This window comes from Candidatus Methylacidiphilales bacterium (genome assembly GCA_033875315.1).
GTDB lineage: Bacteria > Verrucomicrobiota > Verrucomicrobiia > Methylacidiphilales > CAZTYG01 > JANRJG01.
Map to the genome: position 1 here is coordinate 1 of JANRJG010000041.1, position 16,161 is coordinate 16,161.

General features: G+C 61.5%; 15 protein-coding genes. 2 read left to right on the top strand and 13 right to left on the bottom strand.

Features of this window, described 5'->3' with window-relative positions:
* Positions 1 to 446: 446 nt before the first annotated feature.
* A complete protein-coding gene (locus SFU85_12905; GenBank protein ID MDX6767674.1) occupies positions 447 to 1,430 on the bottom strand; it encodes a WYL domain-containing protein in 984 nt (327 codons plus the stop codon).
* A 95-nt stretch (positions 1,431 to 1,525) separates the two neighbouring features.
* On the opposite strand from SFU85_12905, the gene SFU85_12910 reads away from it, so the two are divergent.
* Together SFU85_12910 and SFU85_12915 are read left to right on the top strand one after the other, a co-directional pair.
* On the top strand, positions 1,526 to 1,735 hold the full coding sequence (locus SFU85_12910; GenBank protein ID MDX6767675.1) for a hypothetical protein: 210 nt from the start codon (positions 1,526 to 1,528) through the stop codon (positions 1,733 to 1,735).
* Between the two features lie 22 nt (positions 1,736 to 1,757).
* Entirely contained in the window at positions 1,758 to 1,934 is a 177-nt protein-coding gene (locus SFU85_12915) for a hypothetical protein (protein MDX6767676.1), read from the top strand.
* Between the two features lie 16 nt (positions 1,935 to 1,950).
* On the opposite strand, the gene hemN is transcribed toward SFU85_12915, so the two are convergent.
* Genes hemN through murD form a run of 12 tightly spaced genes read right to left on the bottom strand, consistent with a single transcriptional unit; the run spans position 1,951 to position 16,157 of the window.
* Positions 1,951 to 3,345, bottom strand: a complete 1,395-nt coding sequence (gene hemN, locus SFU85_12920; protein ID MDX6767677.1) for an oxygen-independent coproporphyrinogen III oxidase — start codon at positions 3,343 to 3,345, stop codon at positions 1,951 to 1,953.
* Positions 3,346 to 3,393: 48 nt separating this feature from the next.
* Positions 3,394 to 3,804, bottom strand: coding sequence for a DUF2721 domain-containing protein (locus SFU85_12925; GenBank protein ID MDX6767678.1), 411 nt, complete (start codon positions 3,802 to 3,804; stop codon positions 3,394 to 3,396).
* A gap of 3 nt (positions 3,805 to 3,807) precedes the next feature.
* Complete coding sequence (locus SFU85_12930; GenBank protein ID MDX6767679.1) at positions 3,808 to 5,037, bottom strand: DUF1343 domain-containing protein; 1,230 nt, start codon at positions 5,035 to 5,037, stop codon at positions 3,808 to 3,810.
* Positions 5,038 to 5,039: 2 nt separating this feature from the next.
* Complete coding sequence (locus SFU85_12935) at positions 5,040 to 6,353, bottom strand: hypothetical protein (GenBank protein MDX6767680.1); 1,314 nt, start codon at positions 6,351 to 6,353, stop codon at positions 5,040 to 5,042.
* A gap of 24 nt (positions 6,354 to 6,377) precedes the next feature.
* Positions 6,378 to 7,616: a cell division protein FtsA gene (ftsA, locus tag SFU85_12940; protein MDX6767681.1), complete on the bottom strand. Its 1,239-nt coding sequence runs from the start codon at positions 7,614 to 7,616 to the stop codon at positions 6,378 to 6,380.
* Between the two features lie 15 nt (positions 7,617 to 7,631).
* Complete coding sequence (locus SFU85_12945) at positions 7,632 to 8,492, bottom strand: FtsQ-type POTRA domain-containing protein (protein ID MDX6767682.1); 861 nt, start codon at positions 8,490 to 8,492, stop codon at positions 7,632 to 7,634.
* The gene (locus tag SFU85_12950; protein ID MDX6767683.1) at positions 8,489 to 9,382 is read right to left on the bottom strand and encodes a D-alanine--D-alanine ligase; all 894 of its coding nucleotides are present in this window, start codon (positions 9,380 to 9,382) and stop codon (positions 8,489 to 8,491) included. The genes SFU85_12945 and SFU85_12950 overlap by 4 nt, the downstream gene beginning before the upstream one ends.
* On the bottom strand, positions 9,379 to 11,658 hold the full coding sequence (murC, locus tag SFU85_12955) for a UDP-N-acetylmuramate--L-alanine ligase (GenBank protein ID MDX6767684.1): 2,280 nt from the start codon (positions 11,656 to 11,658) through the stop codon (positions 9,379 to 9,381). The genes SFU85_12950 and murC overlap by 4 nt, the downstream gene beginning before the upstream one ends.
* Entirely contained in the window at positions 11,645 to 12,742 is a 1,098-nt protein-coding gene (murG, locus tag SFU85_12960) for an undecaprenyldiphospho-muramoylpentapeptide beta-N-acetylglucosaminyltransferase (GenBank protein ID MDX6767685.1), read from the bottom strand. The genes murC and murG overlap by 14 nt, the downstream gene beginning before the upstream one ends.
* On the bottom strand, positions 12,739 to 13,878 hold the full coding sequence (ftsW, locus tag SFU85_12965) for a putative lipid II flippase FtsW (GenBank protein ID MDX6767686.1): 1,140 nt from the start codon (positions 13,876 to 13,878) through the stop codon (positions 12,739 to 12,741). Before ftsW ends, murG begins: the two co-directional genes overlap by 4 nt.
* An 11-nt stretch (positions 13,879 to 13,889) precedes the next feature.
* The gene (locus SFU85_12970) at positions 13,890 to 14,792 is read right to left on the bottom strand and encodes a LysM peptidoglycan-binding domain-containing protein (protein ID MDX6767687.1); all 903 of its coding nucleotides are present in this window, start codon (positions 14,790 to 14,792) and stop codon (positions 13,890 to 13,892) included.
* 48 nt (positions 14,793 to 14,840) lie between these two features.
* Positions 14,841 to 16,157, bottom strand: a complete 1,317-nt coding sequence (gene murD / locus SFU85_12975; GenBank protein ID MDX6767688.1) for a UDP-N-acetylmuramoyl-L-alanine--D-glutamate ligase — start codon at positions 16,155 to 16,157, stop codon at positions 14,841 to 14,843.
* Between the last annotated feature and the right edge of the window lie 4 nt (positions 16,158 to 16,161).

Sequence of the window (16,161 nt, forward strand, 5' to 3'; positions counted from 1 at the left end):
GACGATACGGTGGCCTTTTTTACGCGCTGCAATGATCCGCTTCCTTAAATCTGCACTCAATGGGTTCATCCCCAGTTTGGTACGGCATCGGACAGGGATTGTACAGTCTATTGTGCCTATCTAATCCGGAATTGCTCTAGCACTCGTTCTCATACACTTTTTCATTCTCGTGCTCTTTGAATGGGAGAGAACGAGCACGAGATCGAGTAAGAGAGACGATATGAAACCACTGCCCATTCAACGCAATGGGCCAAGACTAAAAATTCAGTTCATCCACCTGGGCGGAAAGGGCGCTAGATTTGGGGGAGTTGGATAATGCAGAAATCCAATTCACCAATCGGTGAGATTGAATCCAAGGGCAATACGATTGGGTCGCTCTGTATTGCATTCATATCCAACTATTTCGACTTCGCGAATTTCGTGGTGAACAACTGCTGCGTTACGGCTCAGCCATAAGCTGACAGCGCCTGCCGCAAGGCCTCCTGGATACTGCGGCGCAGTTCGAGCGGGGCCATCACCCGGGCGTGGGCCCCCCAACTCAGTATCCAGCGCTCCACCTCGGGCAGACTGGTCAGGGTCATCTCCACTTCGATCCCGTCCTTCCATTCACGGATGCGCTGCGAGGGATGCCACTGGCGTTCCCGCACCAACTGTGAGGCAAAGGCGTCGAAACGCACCCGGACCAAGCGCGGCTTGTCCCCGCTGAAAACGCCGAAGCTGCCAGCGAGCAATTTGGCCGGGGAAAAGTCCGCCGGCCGGCGGAAAGCCCGTCCGGTCGACCGCACCGGCCCCATGCGTCCGAGCACAAAGGTCCGCACCCCGTCGCGGGACAGATCGCGCCCGAAGAGATACCACTGGTTTTCCACGCAGGCGAGGTGGTAGGGCTCGACGCGGCGTTCTTCGGCCTCACGGCTGCGCAGTTTCCGATAAGGAAACACCACCTCCAGGGATTCGCGCAGACACCGTCCCAGGATCTCGAATTGTTCCAGGTCGGAAACCGGAGCCCCGCTCGAGCGAAAGGAATAGAACGATTCCCAATCCGAGGCTTCGAACGACACCTGGTCTTTCAGTCCCTGGGTGAGTTTGCGGAAAGCCGCGGCCAACGGCTTCTCGAAAGGCGTTCCGCGATACTGCAACATCGCCTTCTGGGCCACAAACAGGGCCACCATTTCCCCCTCGCTCACCTGGATCGAAGGGAAGGCCGTCACCGCTTCGGTGTAACGGAAGCCGAACTTCTCCGGCACATATTCCAACGGCAACCCCAGTTGGTCGCGCATGAAATCGAAGTCCCGCTGGATGGTTTTGTCCGATACCTCGAACTCCCGGGCCATCGACCGGCAGTTCGGGTGGCGTCCGGCGGACAACTCCTCATGCAGGCGGAGCATGCGGGCCAGCGGGGGGCGGGAATGGCGGGAGGGGGAGGTCTTCATGATGTTTTAATTTTTTATTCTGGCCGCAGGCATAGGACATCCAGTGTCCGACCCCATGTCGTACGCTGGTTTCCACAACCAAGAAAGGAAAAAACATGGAAACCCTCATCCAATGCCCCCACTGCCAGGAAGACAGCAACTCCGCCGACGTCGACGCCCTCCACGGGCACTGCCCGCATTGCGGCCTCGGGATCGATCACGGCTGGGAAGCGGCCTTCACGGGACGACGCCATCCCCTGGCCCGTCTGCGCCAGCGCCTCGAACTCCAACCCCTACTCCGGAGCCGCGCCGTCTATGTCTCCTGACCAGCGGCGACGCAAATCATGGATGGCTGCCTGCGAACGTGGGGGCCTGGCCGGGGGCGCGGTCTTGATGGCTGTCGTCTGCATGTGTGCCGCCCTCTGGGCCGCCCCCCACCTACCCACCGGAGGGTGGCTGTGCTACCTCCTGAGTCTCGGCTGGAGCGTGATCGGTTGCACCTGCTACTCCCTGACCAAAAACTAAAAGTTTCTATCCGAGTTCAGAATGTCCGCGAGTAAGCCGTCGGTTGGACCGCCGCGTGGGCGTCGAAGACCCGGGCAATGCGGCGGATGAAGAAACGTCCGGGACCCAAGACCCGGAGACCGTACGGGTCGTGTTCCAGGAGGCCGTCGCGGGCCATCCCGTCCAACGCCGCCAGTTCTGCAGGACCGGGCCGGAACCCGGTCGCCCCCCAATCAACGGCAAAATGACACATCAGTTCCATGATCACTTCGCGCCGCACCAGGTCATCATCGCTCAGGCGCAGGCCCCGCACCGTGGCCCGTCCGTTCTCGCGCACCAAGCGCCCGTAGCGGGGCAGGTCTTTTTCGTTTTGGGCATAGCACCGGCCCAGGCTGCTGATCGCCGAAACCCCGAAACCCAACAAGTCACACCCACCATGGGTGCTGTATCCCTGGAAATTGCGCTGGAGTGTCCCCCCGTCCTGGGCCCGGCAGAGGTCGTCGTCCGGACGGGCGAAGTGATCCATCCCAACGTGGCGGTAACCGGCCGCGGCCAGTTGTGACACCGCGTCAGCCCACATCGCGAGGCGCTCCTCCGGAGCGGGCAGCTCCGCCGGATCGATGGCCCTCTGGTGGCGGATACGCTCTGGAAGGTAGGCAAAGGCAAAGAGCGAAATCCGGTCGGGTGCCATGGCCACCACGGCATCGACGGTTTGCCGGAATCCCGCCCGCGTTTGCCGGGGAAGTCCATGGATCAGGTCGATCGACACGCTGGTGAACCCATGTGCCCGCACCCGGGCCACCACTGCCTCGGTCATTTCCCGGGGCTGGATACGGTGGACTGCCTGCTGCACCGCCGGGTCGAGATCCTGCACCCCGAGGGAAACCCGCTTGAACCCCTCGCTCCGCAGGACTTCCAACTGCGCGTCACAGACCACCCGCGGGTCGATTTCAATGCCGCACTCCGCGCCGGCATCGAAGGCAAAATGGGTGCGGAGGAGGCGGGAAAGCACGGCCATCTCATCAGGGCCCAGAAACGTCGGCGTGCCGCCACCCCAATGCAATTGTACCACCGGGCGCGCACCGTCCAGGCGCGCGGCGGTGGCAACGATCTCTCGTTCCAGGTCGGCCAGGTAGGGACCGGATCGCCTTTCATCCCGCGTGTGAACGGCATGGCAGCCACAGAACAGGCAGACATCGCGGCAAAAGGGCAGGTGGACATAGAGCGATAGCGGCCGGGCGGGCATCTCCCTCCACGCAGATTGCTCCTGGTCCGGGGTGAAGTCCGTGAAACATGGGGCTGTGGGGTAGCTGGTGTAGCGGGGTGCCTCACCACCGTAACGCGCCAGCAATTCCTTCCCGGGAAGGGCTTCCGGCAGGATACTTTCCTCGACAACTTGCACCCCGCCATCGTGTCCCGCGGCGTGTGTCATGGAAAGTCGATTCCACTATCAGGGGCCCTCAAACGGCCGCCAGAACTCCTAATGACCCTTGTTGGCTTCGCCCGATTCCAAATCGCGCAGCAGGATCTCCAAAGTGGTGGTGGAGATGTGGATCTCCCACACGGAAAGCAGGAGCGACAGGGCCATCAGGGCCAGACTCAAACCGAAGAACACCGCCCCCGTCATGTCCCAGCCGAGGTAAAACGCACCCATGCTGAGCGTGCAGAGCAGGAGGCTGAGGACACCACTCCCCTGCATGTTGCGGATGAGATACAAGCGGCCGCGGATGTGGTGGATCTGCTCCAACAAGCGGGCCTCCCGGTCGCGCTCATAGGCCATGTGCAATTGGCGGATCAGCGTGGCCAGGGCGAGGAACCGGTTGGTGTAGGCCAGCAGGAGGAGGCTGACCGCCGGAAAAAGCAGTGCCGGTGTGGAAAGGGTGATGTCCATAGTTCAAGGATACATCAGGTAGGGCAGGCGATCACGCTTCCATTGCGCCTCAGTTCCAGCCCAGGATCGCCGCACATCAGCCGCGCCGGCACCCCGCACCCAACGCTTGCGGTTGGCCGGTCCGCCGTTGATTTTATCGAACATCGCCCGCCCGTCTTCCTGCAAACGCGCGGTGAATTTCTTGCTTGGCTGGAGCGTGCGCAGGACATCCAACAGGTAAAAATTCAAACCGACCAGGGTTTCCGCCGTCCGCGGGTCGACCCGCAACCGCACGCCCGAATAGGTCACCCGGCTGTAGGGACCGGACGGCGGACGGAAGGAATACGGTTCGAACCGGACCCCGGCCAATCCCAGTCCATTCAACAGGGCGGCCATCCGGCCCGCATCCACATTCTCAGAGGCCACCACTTCGAACGGGATGGGGGTGACATTGGCCCCGTTGCTCACGCCCAGATCACCTACCAATCCGGTCGCCGCATAGCCCCAGGTTGATCCGGACGAGGGAATGTTGGGTGAAGTCGGTACCCAGGTCAGACCGGTATCGGCCCAGACCATGGACCGGTTCCACCCGCCCATTTTGAAGACATGAAGGTTGCAGGGGTGCGGCAGCCACTTGTCATTGATCCACCAGGCCAGTTCACCGACGGTCAGACCGTAGACATAGGGGATGTCGTACTGGGCGACGAAACTTTTCCAAGAAGGATCGACCCCCGGGCCCTCGACACGCAGGCCCCCGAGCGGGTTGGGGCGGTCCAGAACGACAACCGGTATCCCGGCTTCGGAGGCCGCCTCCATCACCAACCCAAGGGTACTGATGAACGTGTAACTGCGACATCCGACATCCTGCATGTCGTAGACCAGAACCTCAATGCCCCGCAACATCTCCGGGGTCGGTTTGCGTGTCTTTCCGTAGAGGGAATGCACCCAGATTCCGGTGCGCGCGTCCCGATGGCTGTCAACGTAACGGCCAGCGGCCACCTTCCCGTCCACTCCGTGTTCCGGCGCAAACAGCGCCACCAATCGGAATGATTTCTGCCCGGCCAGGATCTGGGAAGTGCGGACGCCCGCCGCATTGACCCCGGAGGGATTGGTCACCAAGCCGACACGTTTTCCAGTCAGGATCGGATATCCCTGTGCGGCCAGGGTGTCGATTCCCAATGTCACCGCTGCAGACGATGACTCCAACGCCAGAAAGGGACCGACCAGGACACCCAACAACAGCCTAATCCACATCCTCAAACCTTGATCTTCATGTTCAGACGCATGAAAGTGGGGACATCGAGGTCTTCACCATCCACCATGGTTGGCTCGGTGTTTTCGAATATTCCCCGCTGCCTTCTCTGGTCCAGCGGCAGTTCTTCCTGTCTGGCAAAGTATCGTTGCGGCGTCTCGCCTTCTTCCTCCGCATCCAGTCGGAAGAGGGAATCGGCCGGTTCGACAGCAACACTTTCTTCCTCCTGACCCTTGTCTTCCAGGACATCAAGTTCGGGCACGCCGGCCATGATCTCATCGGCCTTGTCGACCAGGGTGTCCGCCTGGGCGATGTCGCCTGACCCGGCGGACAAAAGAACCGTGATCTGGAGGCGGTCATGGGCTTTGGCCTCCATCGTTGCACTGCCCCGGACCGGAATATCGACCGGGATGAGCGCCTGGAGGGACTTGACCACTTTATGGTATTCCGACACGGTGAAATCCGGGCCGGCCACCACACTCAGGAGGGCGGATTCGGCCAGTTTCCACGCATCGCCATCTTCCAACAAGGGGCTGGCCATCACTTGCTCGAGGGCGCGGTCGATCCGGTCGGGGCCGCTGGCACTCCCCGAGCCCACCCAGCAGTTTTCCAGGCAGGCTGAGCCCACATAGTCGCGCATCTCGGACAGGGAGAGCGGGGAAGTTCCGTTTTCGCACACAAGTCGCTGGATTCCCGTGCAGGCCCGCCCCATCAAGGCATTCATGTGGCGGAAGACTTCCCGGATATCCTCCTTGGATTCGGGCAGATGCAGCAGACGTCCGTTGGAAAAGGTCAGCAGCAAATCGCACTCCCGCTGAAGATCGGCCAGAACAGCGGTCGCAAGGTCGCGGCGACGGCGGCCCTCGAATTCAAATGGTGTCGAGGCCAGGACAATGGTGCGAACGCCACGCTGCCGCAGTTCACGCGTCCAGACCGGCAACAAGCCGGTGGCGGTTCCCCCGCCCAACCCGGCAGCGAAAATCACCGTGCGGATGCCCGCCATCTGGCCGAGAAAGGCCTCCATCTCCCAAAGAGCAAGGTCCACGCCCAAGTCGCGATCCCCGCCGGTCCCGAGTCCGCGCAAGCGGCTTCTTCCCATGAGGTGTTTGTGGGGCGCCACTGAGCCGCGAATTTTCTGGTCGTCGGCATCGAAGGCAAAGACATTTTTCCAAGTGCTGTTTTCGAGCACGAGGTGGTCGACGATGTTGACCCCGGCCGAACCGACGCCGACGATGGCGTAGCCGGACCCGTCCCCGGCCCGCGGGACTGCGAAGGGGCCGTCTTCTTTGAACTGGATCATGTTCTTGTCCTTTTTCATGGATGGTTCCACCCGCAAGGATGGTCAGAGCAAATTCATGGCCGAGAGCAAGTCCCGGAACGAGCGTCCGATCCGGGCCAGGCCCCGCGGGCGTTCACTCTGGCGCATCACAATCTGGGCGTAGCGCAGCAGGCCCAATACGGTGGAAAGGTCGGAGCGGCGGTTGTAGGTCTGGTCCCCTTCGAACCGGAATTCATTCACCACCGAACACGGCACGGGGAAAATCTTGGCCGCCATCGTGCCCAGTCCCTTCATGCGCGAGGCACCCCCGGTAAAGTATATCTTCGAGCCGATCTGTCCCCACAGTCCCTTGTTTTCCAGATCATTGCGGATCAACTCGAGAATTTCACGCTGGCGGACGTGGAGGATGTCGGTCACCGATTGCAGCCAGACCGTGCGCTCGGCGAAGCTGTCCTCGCGCGGCAGGGTGATTTTTTCATCCCGCGCACGCGGATCAAGGAACAGGTCCCCGTGGCGTATTTTCATTTCTTCGCCCTGCCGGGTCGGCATCTTCAGGCCAAGGGTGAGATCCTGGGTCAGGTGGTCGCCGCCCAGCCCGATGACGCCCGAATGCACAATGGCACCACCCACGTACACGATGTAATCGGTCACCCCGGCCCCGAGGTCGACCAGGACCGCACCGTTGTTTTTGTCCTCTGCTGTCAGAACGGATTGCGCGGACACATAGGAGGCCAGGGCCACCCCCGCCACTTCGACTCCAAGCTCGGCCACACAGCGCACTTGGGTTTCGAGGCAGGTGCGGAGCCCGTGCACCAGATGGTAACCGGCTTCCAGGCTCCGTGAACTGAGTCCGACCGGATCGGTTGTGCGCGTGCGATTATCGAGGTGGTAGAACTGCAACAATTCATGCACCAATTCATGGTCGGACGGGATCGGGCTTTGGAAGGCCATTTCGCCCAAGGTCTGGATGTGCTCCGGAGTGACCGTGCCTTCCTCCTCCTCGATCGAGGTGCGGACCATGACATTGCGGGAACACAGATGTGTGCCACTGACGGACAGGAATACCTGGCCGATTTCAACCTCGGTTTTTTGTTCGGCATCGAGCAATGCCGCTTTGACGGCTTCCTGTGCCCGGTTGAAGTCACGGATCAATCCTTTGCGCACGCCAACAGCGTTGGATTCCCCCACCCCGAGCAGGGCGAGCGAGCCATCCTGCCGGAGTTCGGCCACAGCCACGGCCACCTTGTGGGTTCCGATTTCCAGTGCGGCAATCACCTCGGGTTCATTTTTCCAGAATATCATGGGACTCCTTGCGGGTTAGAAGTAGGTCACCGGAACGTTGCGCTCCGGGGTCAGGTCGACCGTTCGTACAAAAAGGTTGTTCTCCCGGGCATGGTCCAGGATGACCCGCAGGCGCTGGATCTGTTCCTGGAGGTAGTCGGTGCGGAAACAAATCATGCCCTGGTCGCGCGTCCGCAAAATCAGGTATCCCCGGCTCTGGACCTCGATCTCGGTCAGGTCGAGTTCGCTCTTGAGCGTGGTGTAGTCGGCCAGACGCAGGAGATTGAGCGCACCCAGCAATTCGGCCCGTTCCGTCCGCTCGCCCTCGCGGATGTATTCATGGGCCACTCCTTTGATCACCGGCAGGGGCTTCAGCCGCTCACCGGCTTTGGGCCGCATGACGTAGCCCTGCCCATCGACATAGTACACCGACTGCGCGAGTTGGTGACCGGCGCTGGAGTAGGGCAGCAGCTTGGCCATCGGTTGTCTCTCGACCACTTCGATGCGGAGGGTCGAAGGAAGGCGGCGTTCGATCACTACAGAAGCGATGTAAGGCATTCGCTGGAGTCGCTCACGGACGTCGGGCAGTTTCAGGATCATCAGGTTGCTCCCCATCCGCACTCCGGCCCATTCGATGACCTCGGAGCGGCTCACCCCTCCGGTGACCTTGATTTCGATGTTTTTGATCTGAAAGTCGTCGTTCCGGAAAAAGGCGTGGTGGAGGATGCTGCGCGTGGCGAAATGGGTGCCCAAGGCGATGACCCCGAGCACCACGACCCCGATCCCGACCATGGTCAGATGCCCCTGCAATTTCTTGTTCTGCGTGCGCTGGTGGACTTCGGCCAGCAGAACATGGCGTTTATTGCGACGCGGCCCGCGCGATCCGAAACGGCTCATCGGCGTGCCTCCAGCGAAAGTTCCACGATGCGGCGGCAAAGTTCCGGGAAGGAAATGCCATCGGCGGCGGCGGCCTCTGGAAAGAGACTCAGGTCGGTCATGCCGGGGAGCGCATTCAGCTCGAGCACCACTGGTGCACTTCCGTCGTCGGGCAGGATGACATCGACCCTCGCATACACACTGCAGCCCACGGCCCGGTAGGCAGCGGCGGCGGCAGCTTCCACCGAAGCACGCTCTTCCGGCGTGAGAGGGGCCGGACATAGGTGCTGGGTCCGTCCCGCCGTGTATTTGTTGGTGTAATCGTAAAATCCTTCGAGCGGGCGCATCTCCACCACGGGCAATGGTCGGCCATCCAAAAGGCCGACAGTCAACTCGCGCCCGGCGATGAATTCTTCCACCATCATGGGCCTGCCAAATGCCGCGGCGGCCTCACGGGCCTGCTCCACTTCCCCGTCCGTCCGGGCGATGGATACACCCACGCTCGATCCATCCGCCACCGGTTTGAGCACGAAGGGCGCGGGCCATTCCGTCTCCGGCGTCCACGCGCCACCCCTCGCAATGCGCACACCACCTTGTTGGAATTTTTCCCGCGCCAAAAGCTTGTCAAAGGACAGACGACAGGCCTCGGCTCCCGGGCCGGTGTAGATCCTGCCCGCTTCATCCAACCGGCGCTGCAACATCCCGTCCTCACCGAATGTTCCATGCAGACCAATGAACAACACCCGCCCGGGTGCCGGCAGATCAAAGGCAACGGTCGTGATGTCCAGCTCGTCCACTTCGCATCCCGCCTCCCGAAGGGCACGGGCCACAGCCGCACCGGAACGCAAGGACACCTCACGCTCCGAGGATATACCGCCTTTCAGGACGGTGATGGGTGGGAGTGGGTTCATGTCACATCCTCCCCGACGACCTGGACTTCCAGTTCCAGTTCTATCCCTCGCTCCTTGAGGGCGGTTTCACGGATTTCCCCAATGAGCGTCAGCATGTCCGAGGCCGTCGCACCACCGTCGTTGACCAGGAAGTTGGCATGAACGGGTGATACACGGGCTCCACCCACCCGGCGGTCCTTAAGACCCAGCTCATCGATCAAACGTCCAGCCGGTATGGAGTCGGTGTTTTTGAACGTGCAGCCCGCACTGGGGGCTGCCGGCTGGGAGTCCCACCGCTTGCGGCTGTAAGCCGCCAGTCGCGCCTCGATTTCCGAGGGGGCCTCCGGCCTGCCCAGCAAAGTTGCTCCAAGGACAATGTGATTTTGCAAGAGCGGCACGTGCCGGTAACCGGCCTCGATTTTTTCCCGGGGCAGTTCAAACACCTTCCCCCCCAGATCCATCAAACGTACGGACTCAACCACCTCGAACATCCAGGATTGCATCGCCCCCGCGTTCATCTTCAGTGACCCGCCGAGATTGCCAGGAATCCCTTCCATGAATTCCATTCCTGCCAGGCCGTGTTTTTTGGCCATGTAGGCGATCTCACGCAACCGGACCCCGGCCCCGGCAACCAGGCGGCCGTTCTCCACCCGCAGACCCGTGAATGCCGCACGTCCCAAGTGGAGGCACAGCCCGCGGATGCCGCCATCGCGCACCAGGAGGTTGCTGCCCCGGCCGATGACGGTCACGGGAATACCCTCGGAACGGCAACAGGCCAGGACGCGGGACAATTCTTCCTCACTCGTAGGCTCCAGCCACATTTGGGCCGGCCCTCCGACCCGCAGGGTGGTGTGTTTGCGCATGGGTTCGAAGCAGCGGAACACCGAGGCGGATTCCAGATGGGGGCGCAACAGATCGGCTTGCTTCAGGTCGGCGGCTATCTGCCCGGCCACCAGATGAACGTTCCCAGCCCCCATGGTCACCAACACATCGCCGGGGACGAGTTGCTCGGCCACCAAGGCCTTTGCGTGCTCAAGATTCCAGGCAAAGAGGGGTTTATCACGGTGTCCTGATCCCTCGCAGAGTGTCCGTGCGGACAACCCGGTGGGATTGTCTTCACCCGCGCCATATATCTCTGTCACCACGACCCGGTCGGCATCTTCGAAGGCGTTCGTGAACTGGCCGAGAAGATGGGCCGTGCGCGAATAACGGTGCGGCTGAAAGAGGGCCAGCACGCGCTTGCGCGGTAGTCGGCGGGCCGCTGCGAGCGTCGCGCGGATCTCCGAAGGATGGTGTGCATAGTCGTCGACGATGTGATAGTCCTGGCCAAGGTAACGGGTTTCAAACCGGCGTCCGGGGCCCACCAAGGCGGCCAGGGCCCGCTGGCAGTCGCCGAATTCCACATCAAGCGAGAGCGCAACCGCAATCACTCCGAGGGCATTGCTGACGTTGTGGCGTCCGGGCAGGGACAAGGTGATGTCACCAAGGACGCGTTCGCGGTGGTGGACGGTGAAGCGTGACATCCCTGCCGCCAAATCGATCCCGGTGGCGCGAAAGTCGGCATCATGGTCGAGGGCGTAGGATATGGAAAGGGGGTTGGCCGGAGCCAGAAGGCGGCACACGGGATCATCGGCACAAAGCACCGGAACCCGGTCCACACGGGAAATGACCCCGCGGAAGGTTTCGACGATTGCGGCGAAATTTCCATAGTGGTCGAGGTGGTCCTCTTCGATGTTCAGCACGAGTGCGGCATGGGGCTGGTAGCAGGCGATGGTTCCATCGCTCTCGTCCGCTTCGACCACGACTTCCGGACCGGTACCGAGGGCGGCATTGCGGCCGAGGGACGGTACTTCGGCTCCGATATAATAGCCCGGGTCTCGCCCTGCTTCCATGAAGAGACGGGAGAGCATCAGACTCGACGTGGTTTTACCATGCGTGCCGGCGACCAGGATGGCCTTTCTGGATTGGATAAGGTTCGCCAGCATTTCCGCCCTTTTTAGGACGGGCACCCTGTTTTGTACAGCGTAAATTAGCTCCGAATTGTTCGTACGGATCGCCGAGGAATAAACCACGATATCAGCGGAGCGCACCGCCCCGGGCTCGTGGTCCTGTTGGAACAGCATGCCCCGCTCCTCCAGCGCACGCACCGCCGTTCCTCGTTGGAGGTCGGATCCGCTGACCCGGCAACCGGCATCCAGGAGCATGTGGGCCAGCGCGCTCATGCCGCTGCCTCCGACACCAAGAAGGTGCACCCGACTGCCCGGACCGGGGGGCTTGATTTTTTCAGAAGAGGGCATCTTCCACCTCCCTGGCCACCCGCGCGGCGGCCCCGCCTGTTTGGAATTTTCCTGCGGCACTGGCCATGACTTCGCGTCGTCCGGGTTCTTCCATCAATTCCCTGATCCAACGGGCCAGGGCGGACGAACCTTCGTCGTTTTCGCGGGCCACCCTGGCCGCGCCCCCCTTGGCGTAGGCCTGGGCGTTGCGTGTCTGGTGGTCTTCCGCCGCATGTGGATACGGAACCAGGAATGAGGGCAGGCGGTAAAAGGCCAATTCGGTCAGGGAGGAGGCTCCGGAGCGGGCGACCACCGCGTCGGCCAGGCTGTAGACAGTTTCCATGCGGTCGCAAAAATCGCGGACTTCGGCCCGGATGCCGTCACGCTGGTAGTTGTAATGGAGCAAATTGACATCCTGCGGTCCGGCCAGATGGATGATCTGGATTTTGTCGGACAGGTTCTTCCATTCAGCCGCGGCACGCGCCACCAATCGGTTCAGGCCAGCGGCTCCCTGGCTACCGCCCATGACCGCGATGGTGAATCGGTCGGGATCCAGGCCCCATTCGGCGGCTGCCTCGCGCCGGTCCATGACCTTCAGGGTTGAACGAACCGGAGTTCCGGTGACCTTCAGGACCGAGGCTTCAAGATGGGCCGCGCACTCCGAGAAGCCCAGGAGGACCCGGGTGCTGCGGGAAGCCATCCAGCGGGTGACCTTGCCAGGAATGGCGTTGGATTCATGCAGAAGAGTCGGGATACGACGCCTTGAGGCGGCCAGCAGGATCGGGGCCGAGGTGAACCCCCCCATCCCCAGGACCGCGTCGGGGGTGTATTCACGCAGTTCGGCAACCGACTGGCGATAAGCCTTCCAGAAGGCCACGAAAAACGAGGGCGTGCGCGGGCCGAGCCCCGGCCATCCTAACACAGGTAGAGCCACTCTTTCAAATTCGGGGTAGGCCGCGAGCGCGCGGCGGTCGATTTCCTTGTTCGAAACATACAGCCGCACCTGGTGGCCGGACCGGCGCAGTTCCTCGGCCACTGCCAGTCCAGGGAACAGGTGCCCGCCGGTTCCCCCACATGCGATGCAGATTCGGGCCGAGGTGCTCACATGCGGGCGGATTGTGCCGCCGGGAGAACGCTCCTGTGGCGGCGGGGTTTGAAGGCGGAGTTGCTGTGGATATTCAGCAGAATGCCCACACCGGCAAGGCAAAGCAGCAGGTTGGAGCCGCCGTAGCTGATGAACGGAAGGCCGATGCCCTTGGCCGGCACCATGGCGGTGACCACAGCAATATTGAGCGCGGCCTGCAGGCAGATGGCGCAGGTGATGCCAATACCCAACAGCAGGCCGGTGGCATCCGGCGCATGGCACGCAATCATGCCACCCGACAGGGCGAAGAAGAGGAAGAACAGGACCACACCCAGGGTGAAGATCAACCCGAGTTCTTCACCGATGATCGGGAAAATGAAATCGTTGTGGGCCTCGGGCAAATAAAACATCTTCTGCACCCCCTCGCCGAGTCCACGGCCGCTCAAGCCACCGGAGCCGAAAGCAATGAGGGCCTGCCATACCTGGTATCCCGCGTCCTCCTTGTGGCCCTCGGGATCGAGGAAGGCCAGGAGCCGCGTGCGACGCTCGGGCATGGTCAGGGCCAGGACGAGAATGCCCACAAGGCCGAGCACCGGCACCGGGACAATGAATTGCCAGCGGGTCCCGGCGACAAACATCAGAATGAAAGACAGGAGCACGAGGATCGCGGAGGTTCCGAGGTCCTTTTGCAGGATGCAGAGGCCGATGGCCAGGGCCAACACCCCCATGGGGATGGCGAAACCGTCTTGAAAGCGCGAGACAGTTTTCTGGTGCAAACCCAACCACCAACCCATGAACACCACCACGGATAGCTTGAGCATTTCCACGGGCTGGAAGTTCATCGGGCCGAGATCGATCCAGCGGCTGGCCCCCTTGACCTTCACGCCGAGGCCAGGAACAAAACAGGACAGCATGAGCAGCGAAGCCACGCCGACAATCCACCAGGCATAGCGCGTCCAATGCCGGTAATCCCATTTAGCCAGCAAGACGCATACGACCACCCCGGCCGCAAGCGCGGCGGCCTGACGTTTGAGAAAAAAGGCCTGGTCGCCATTGTTGGCCGGGGCAAAAGCGCTCACACTGGACAACATCACCAGCCCAAGGGAGACCAACCCCAGGACGGCGATGAGGAGGAAGTAAGCACTGTTGCGGGCCATGGCAGGACGGGTCAGTTCTTGGGAACCATCGCCATGTCCGTATTGACCGGGGCGGGTTCGGGACGGGACGGGGGTTGGGCCAAATCCTGTTTTTCCACACCGCCCGGAAGACGGAGCACCATGCCCACCTTGAGCTTGGAGGGATCCGTTATCCCATTGGAGTTGGCGAGTTGCTGGGGATTGACATTGAACTTACGGGCGATTTTCCAGAGGGTATCCCCCTTGCCAACGGTATAGCTGCCTCCCACCACTTCGGCGCGTCGCACAACAGGCGCAGCCTGCGGAGGCAAAGCCGGGGCGGCTGAAGCCGCGACCGTACGGCCCGCCGGAATCCGGATCACTTGACCGATGCGGATGGTGTCATTGGTCATGCCATTGACGGAACGAAGGTCGGCCACCGATACCCCATAGTTGCGGGAGATACGGGCCAGTGAATCCCCTTTGGCCACGGTGTAGGTTTTATTGCTGTCGACCGTCTGCACATTGGCCGGCTTTTCACTGGCAACGACAGGTGCCGGATTCGGAGCCGGGTTGGCAATGGCGGGCCGCTCGGTGGTTGACGGAACGCGCGTCCAAATCGGGTCATTGCTGGCCGGCATGGGCAGCGGCGCGGCTTCCGCCGGGACGGGTTCTGCCTCTGCCGGGGAAGGGCTGGGAGCGGTCCCGGCCTGCTGAGTTTCCACGGTGGGATGTTCCTCCGTGGCAGCCCAGGCGGGCTCATCTGCGTTCGGGCTTTTTTCGGTGGTGCTGCTGACTTCCTCTACCGGTTTTTCGCTCGAGGAATCCCCCTTGAGCAGGTGGTAGGCACTGAAGGCAACGATCAGCACAATGTGCAGTCCGAGGACCACGAGGAAAATCGTGGATAGTTTGCTCCCACCCATCGGGGCAGGCTTGGGGTTCTGGTTTTCATTCATGGTCTTTTATTCTCCTGTTGTTTTGTTGGTTTGTTAGAAGTTCTTGATTCAGGCCAGATCTTTCACGAGCTCACGGAACAACTGCCCGCGTTCCTCGAAATTTTTGAACATGTCGTAACTGGAGCACCCGGGTGAGAGCAGCACAGTCTGACCGGGACGGGCCAAGCGTCGCGCGGTCTGCACCGCATCGGCCAGATCCACGGCCCGATGACAGCGGGTGCGCTGCCCCCAGGCCTCGACCATGCGCGACTGCGCCTCGCCGATCAGAACCGCATGGGCCACATGGCGCCCGACCAGGTCCTTGATGGCGGCATAGTCAAATCCCTTGTCCTTGCCGCCCGCGATCAGAACACAGGGTGTGCTCATTCCCTGGAGGGCACTTTCGAGGGAGTGAAGGTTGGTGGCCTTGGAGTCATTGACGTAGTCCACCCCTTCGATTTGGCGGACCAGTTCACAACGATGCGGCAGGGCACGGTAAGAGGCGAAGACGCCCGCGACTGTTTCATGGTCGATACCGTAGAGGTCGCCCAGCGCCAGCGCGGCCAGTTGGTTTTCAGCATTGTGAGGCCCGCGCAGGCTGGTCTTGGATTGCTCGATGATCTTCTTGTCATGGCGGCAGAGCCAGCCGTCGCGGAATGTGTATTCGGCCTCGCGGCCATACGCATTGAAAGTGATCCGGCGGGCCGCCAGAAACGGAAGGGACAGATCCGAATTGACCAGGGCGAAGTCATCAGGCCCCTGATTTTCAAAGATGCGCAGCTTGGCTTTCCAATACTCGTCCATATCGCGGTAACGGTCGAGATGGTCGGGGGCAAAGTTTAGGAAAACGGCCATTCTTGGACGGAAGGTTTCAATGGCCTCCAATTGGAACGAACTCACTTCCAAGGTGATCACATCCAGGTCCTCGGCGTTCCGGGCCACATCACTGAAGGGCTTGCCAATGTTGCCACATGCCTCGGTCCGCTTTCCCCCTGCGGTCAAGACGGCGGCGATGAGCTCGGTGGTCGTGCTTTTGCCGTTCGTGCCGGTGATGGCGACCACGGGTTTTTCGCAGAAACGGAAGGCCAGTTCTATTTCCGAGATGATCGGCACCTTGTCTGCGCGGAGTTGGCTGACCAGGGGCACGGAAGGATCGATACCAGGGCTGAGGACACCCAGATCAATACGGCACGGATGAAAAGGCCGGGGCTGGACCTCCACCCGCACACCCTGGGGACGGAGCCGCTCAGCGACGCGCTCGATCCTCTCGTTCATTTTGCTATCTCGTATGATCACATCCGCTCCTTTCGTTACCAACAATTCGGCCGCAGCCCTTCCGCTTTCTCCCATGCCAAGGACCACGACCTGTTTTCCAGTCACATTCACGTTT

Coding starts and splice junctions, on each gene's coding strand:
- SFU85_12915 (MDX6767676.1), top strand. CDS start 1,758: ATGGCTGCCTGCGAACGTGGGGGCCTGGCCGGGGGCGCGGTCTTGATG.
- hemN (MDX6767677.1), bottom strand. CDS start 3,345: ATGACACACGCCGCGGGACACGATGGCGGGGTGCAAGTTGTCGAGGAA.
- SFU85_12905 (MDX6767674.1), bottom strand. CDS start 1,430: ATGAAGACCTCCCCCTCCCGCCATTCCCGCCCCCCGCTGGCCCGCATG.
- SFU85_12970 (MDX6767687.1), bottom strand. CDS start 14,792: ATGAATGAAAACCAGAACCCCAAGCCTGCCCCGATGGGTGGGAGCAAA.
- SFU85_12950 (MDX6767683.1), bottom strand. CDS start 9,382: ATGAACCCACTCCCACCCATCACCGTCCTGAAAGGCGGTATATCCTCG.
- murC (MDX6767684.1), bottom strand. CDS start 11,658: ATGCCCTCTTCTGAAAAAATCAAGCCCCCCGGTCCGGGCAGTCGGGTG.
- SFU85_12910 (MDX6767675.1), top strand. CDS start 1,526: ATGGAAACCCTCATCCAATGCCCCCACTGCCAGGAAGACAGCAACTCC.
- SFU85_12945 (MDX6767682.1), bottom strand. CDS start 8,492: ATGAGCCGTTTCGGATCGCGCGGGCCGCGTCGCAATAAACGCCATGTT.
- SFU85_12935 (MDX6767680.1), bottom strand. CDS start 6,353: ATGAAAAAGGACAAGAACATGATCCAGTTCAAAGAAGACGGCCCCTTC.
- ftsA (MDX6767681.1), bottom strand. CDS start 7,616: ATGATATTCTGGAAAAATGAACCCGAGGTGATTGCCGCACTGGAAATC.
- SFU85_12930 (MDX6767679.1), bottom strand. CDS start 5,037: ATGTGGATTAGGCTGTTGTTGGGTGTCCTGGTCGGTCCCTTTCTGGCG.
- SFU85_12925 (MDX6767678.1), bottom strand. CDS start 3,804: ATGGACATCACCCTTTCCACACCGGCACTGCTTTTTCCGGCGGTCAGC.
- ftsW (MDX6767686.1), bottom strand. CDS start 13,878: ATGGCCCGCAACAGTGCTTACTTCCTCCTCATCGCCGTCCTGGGGTTG.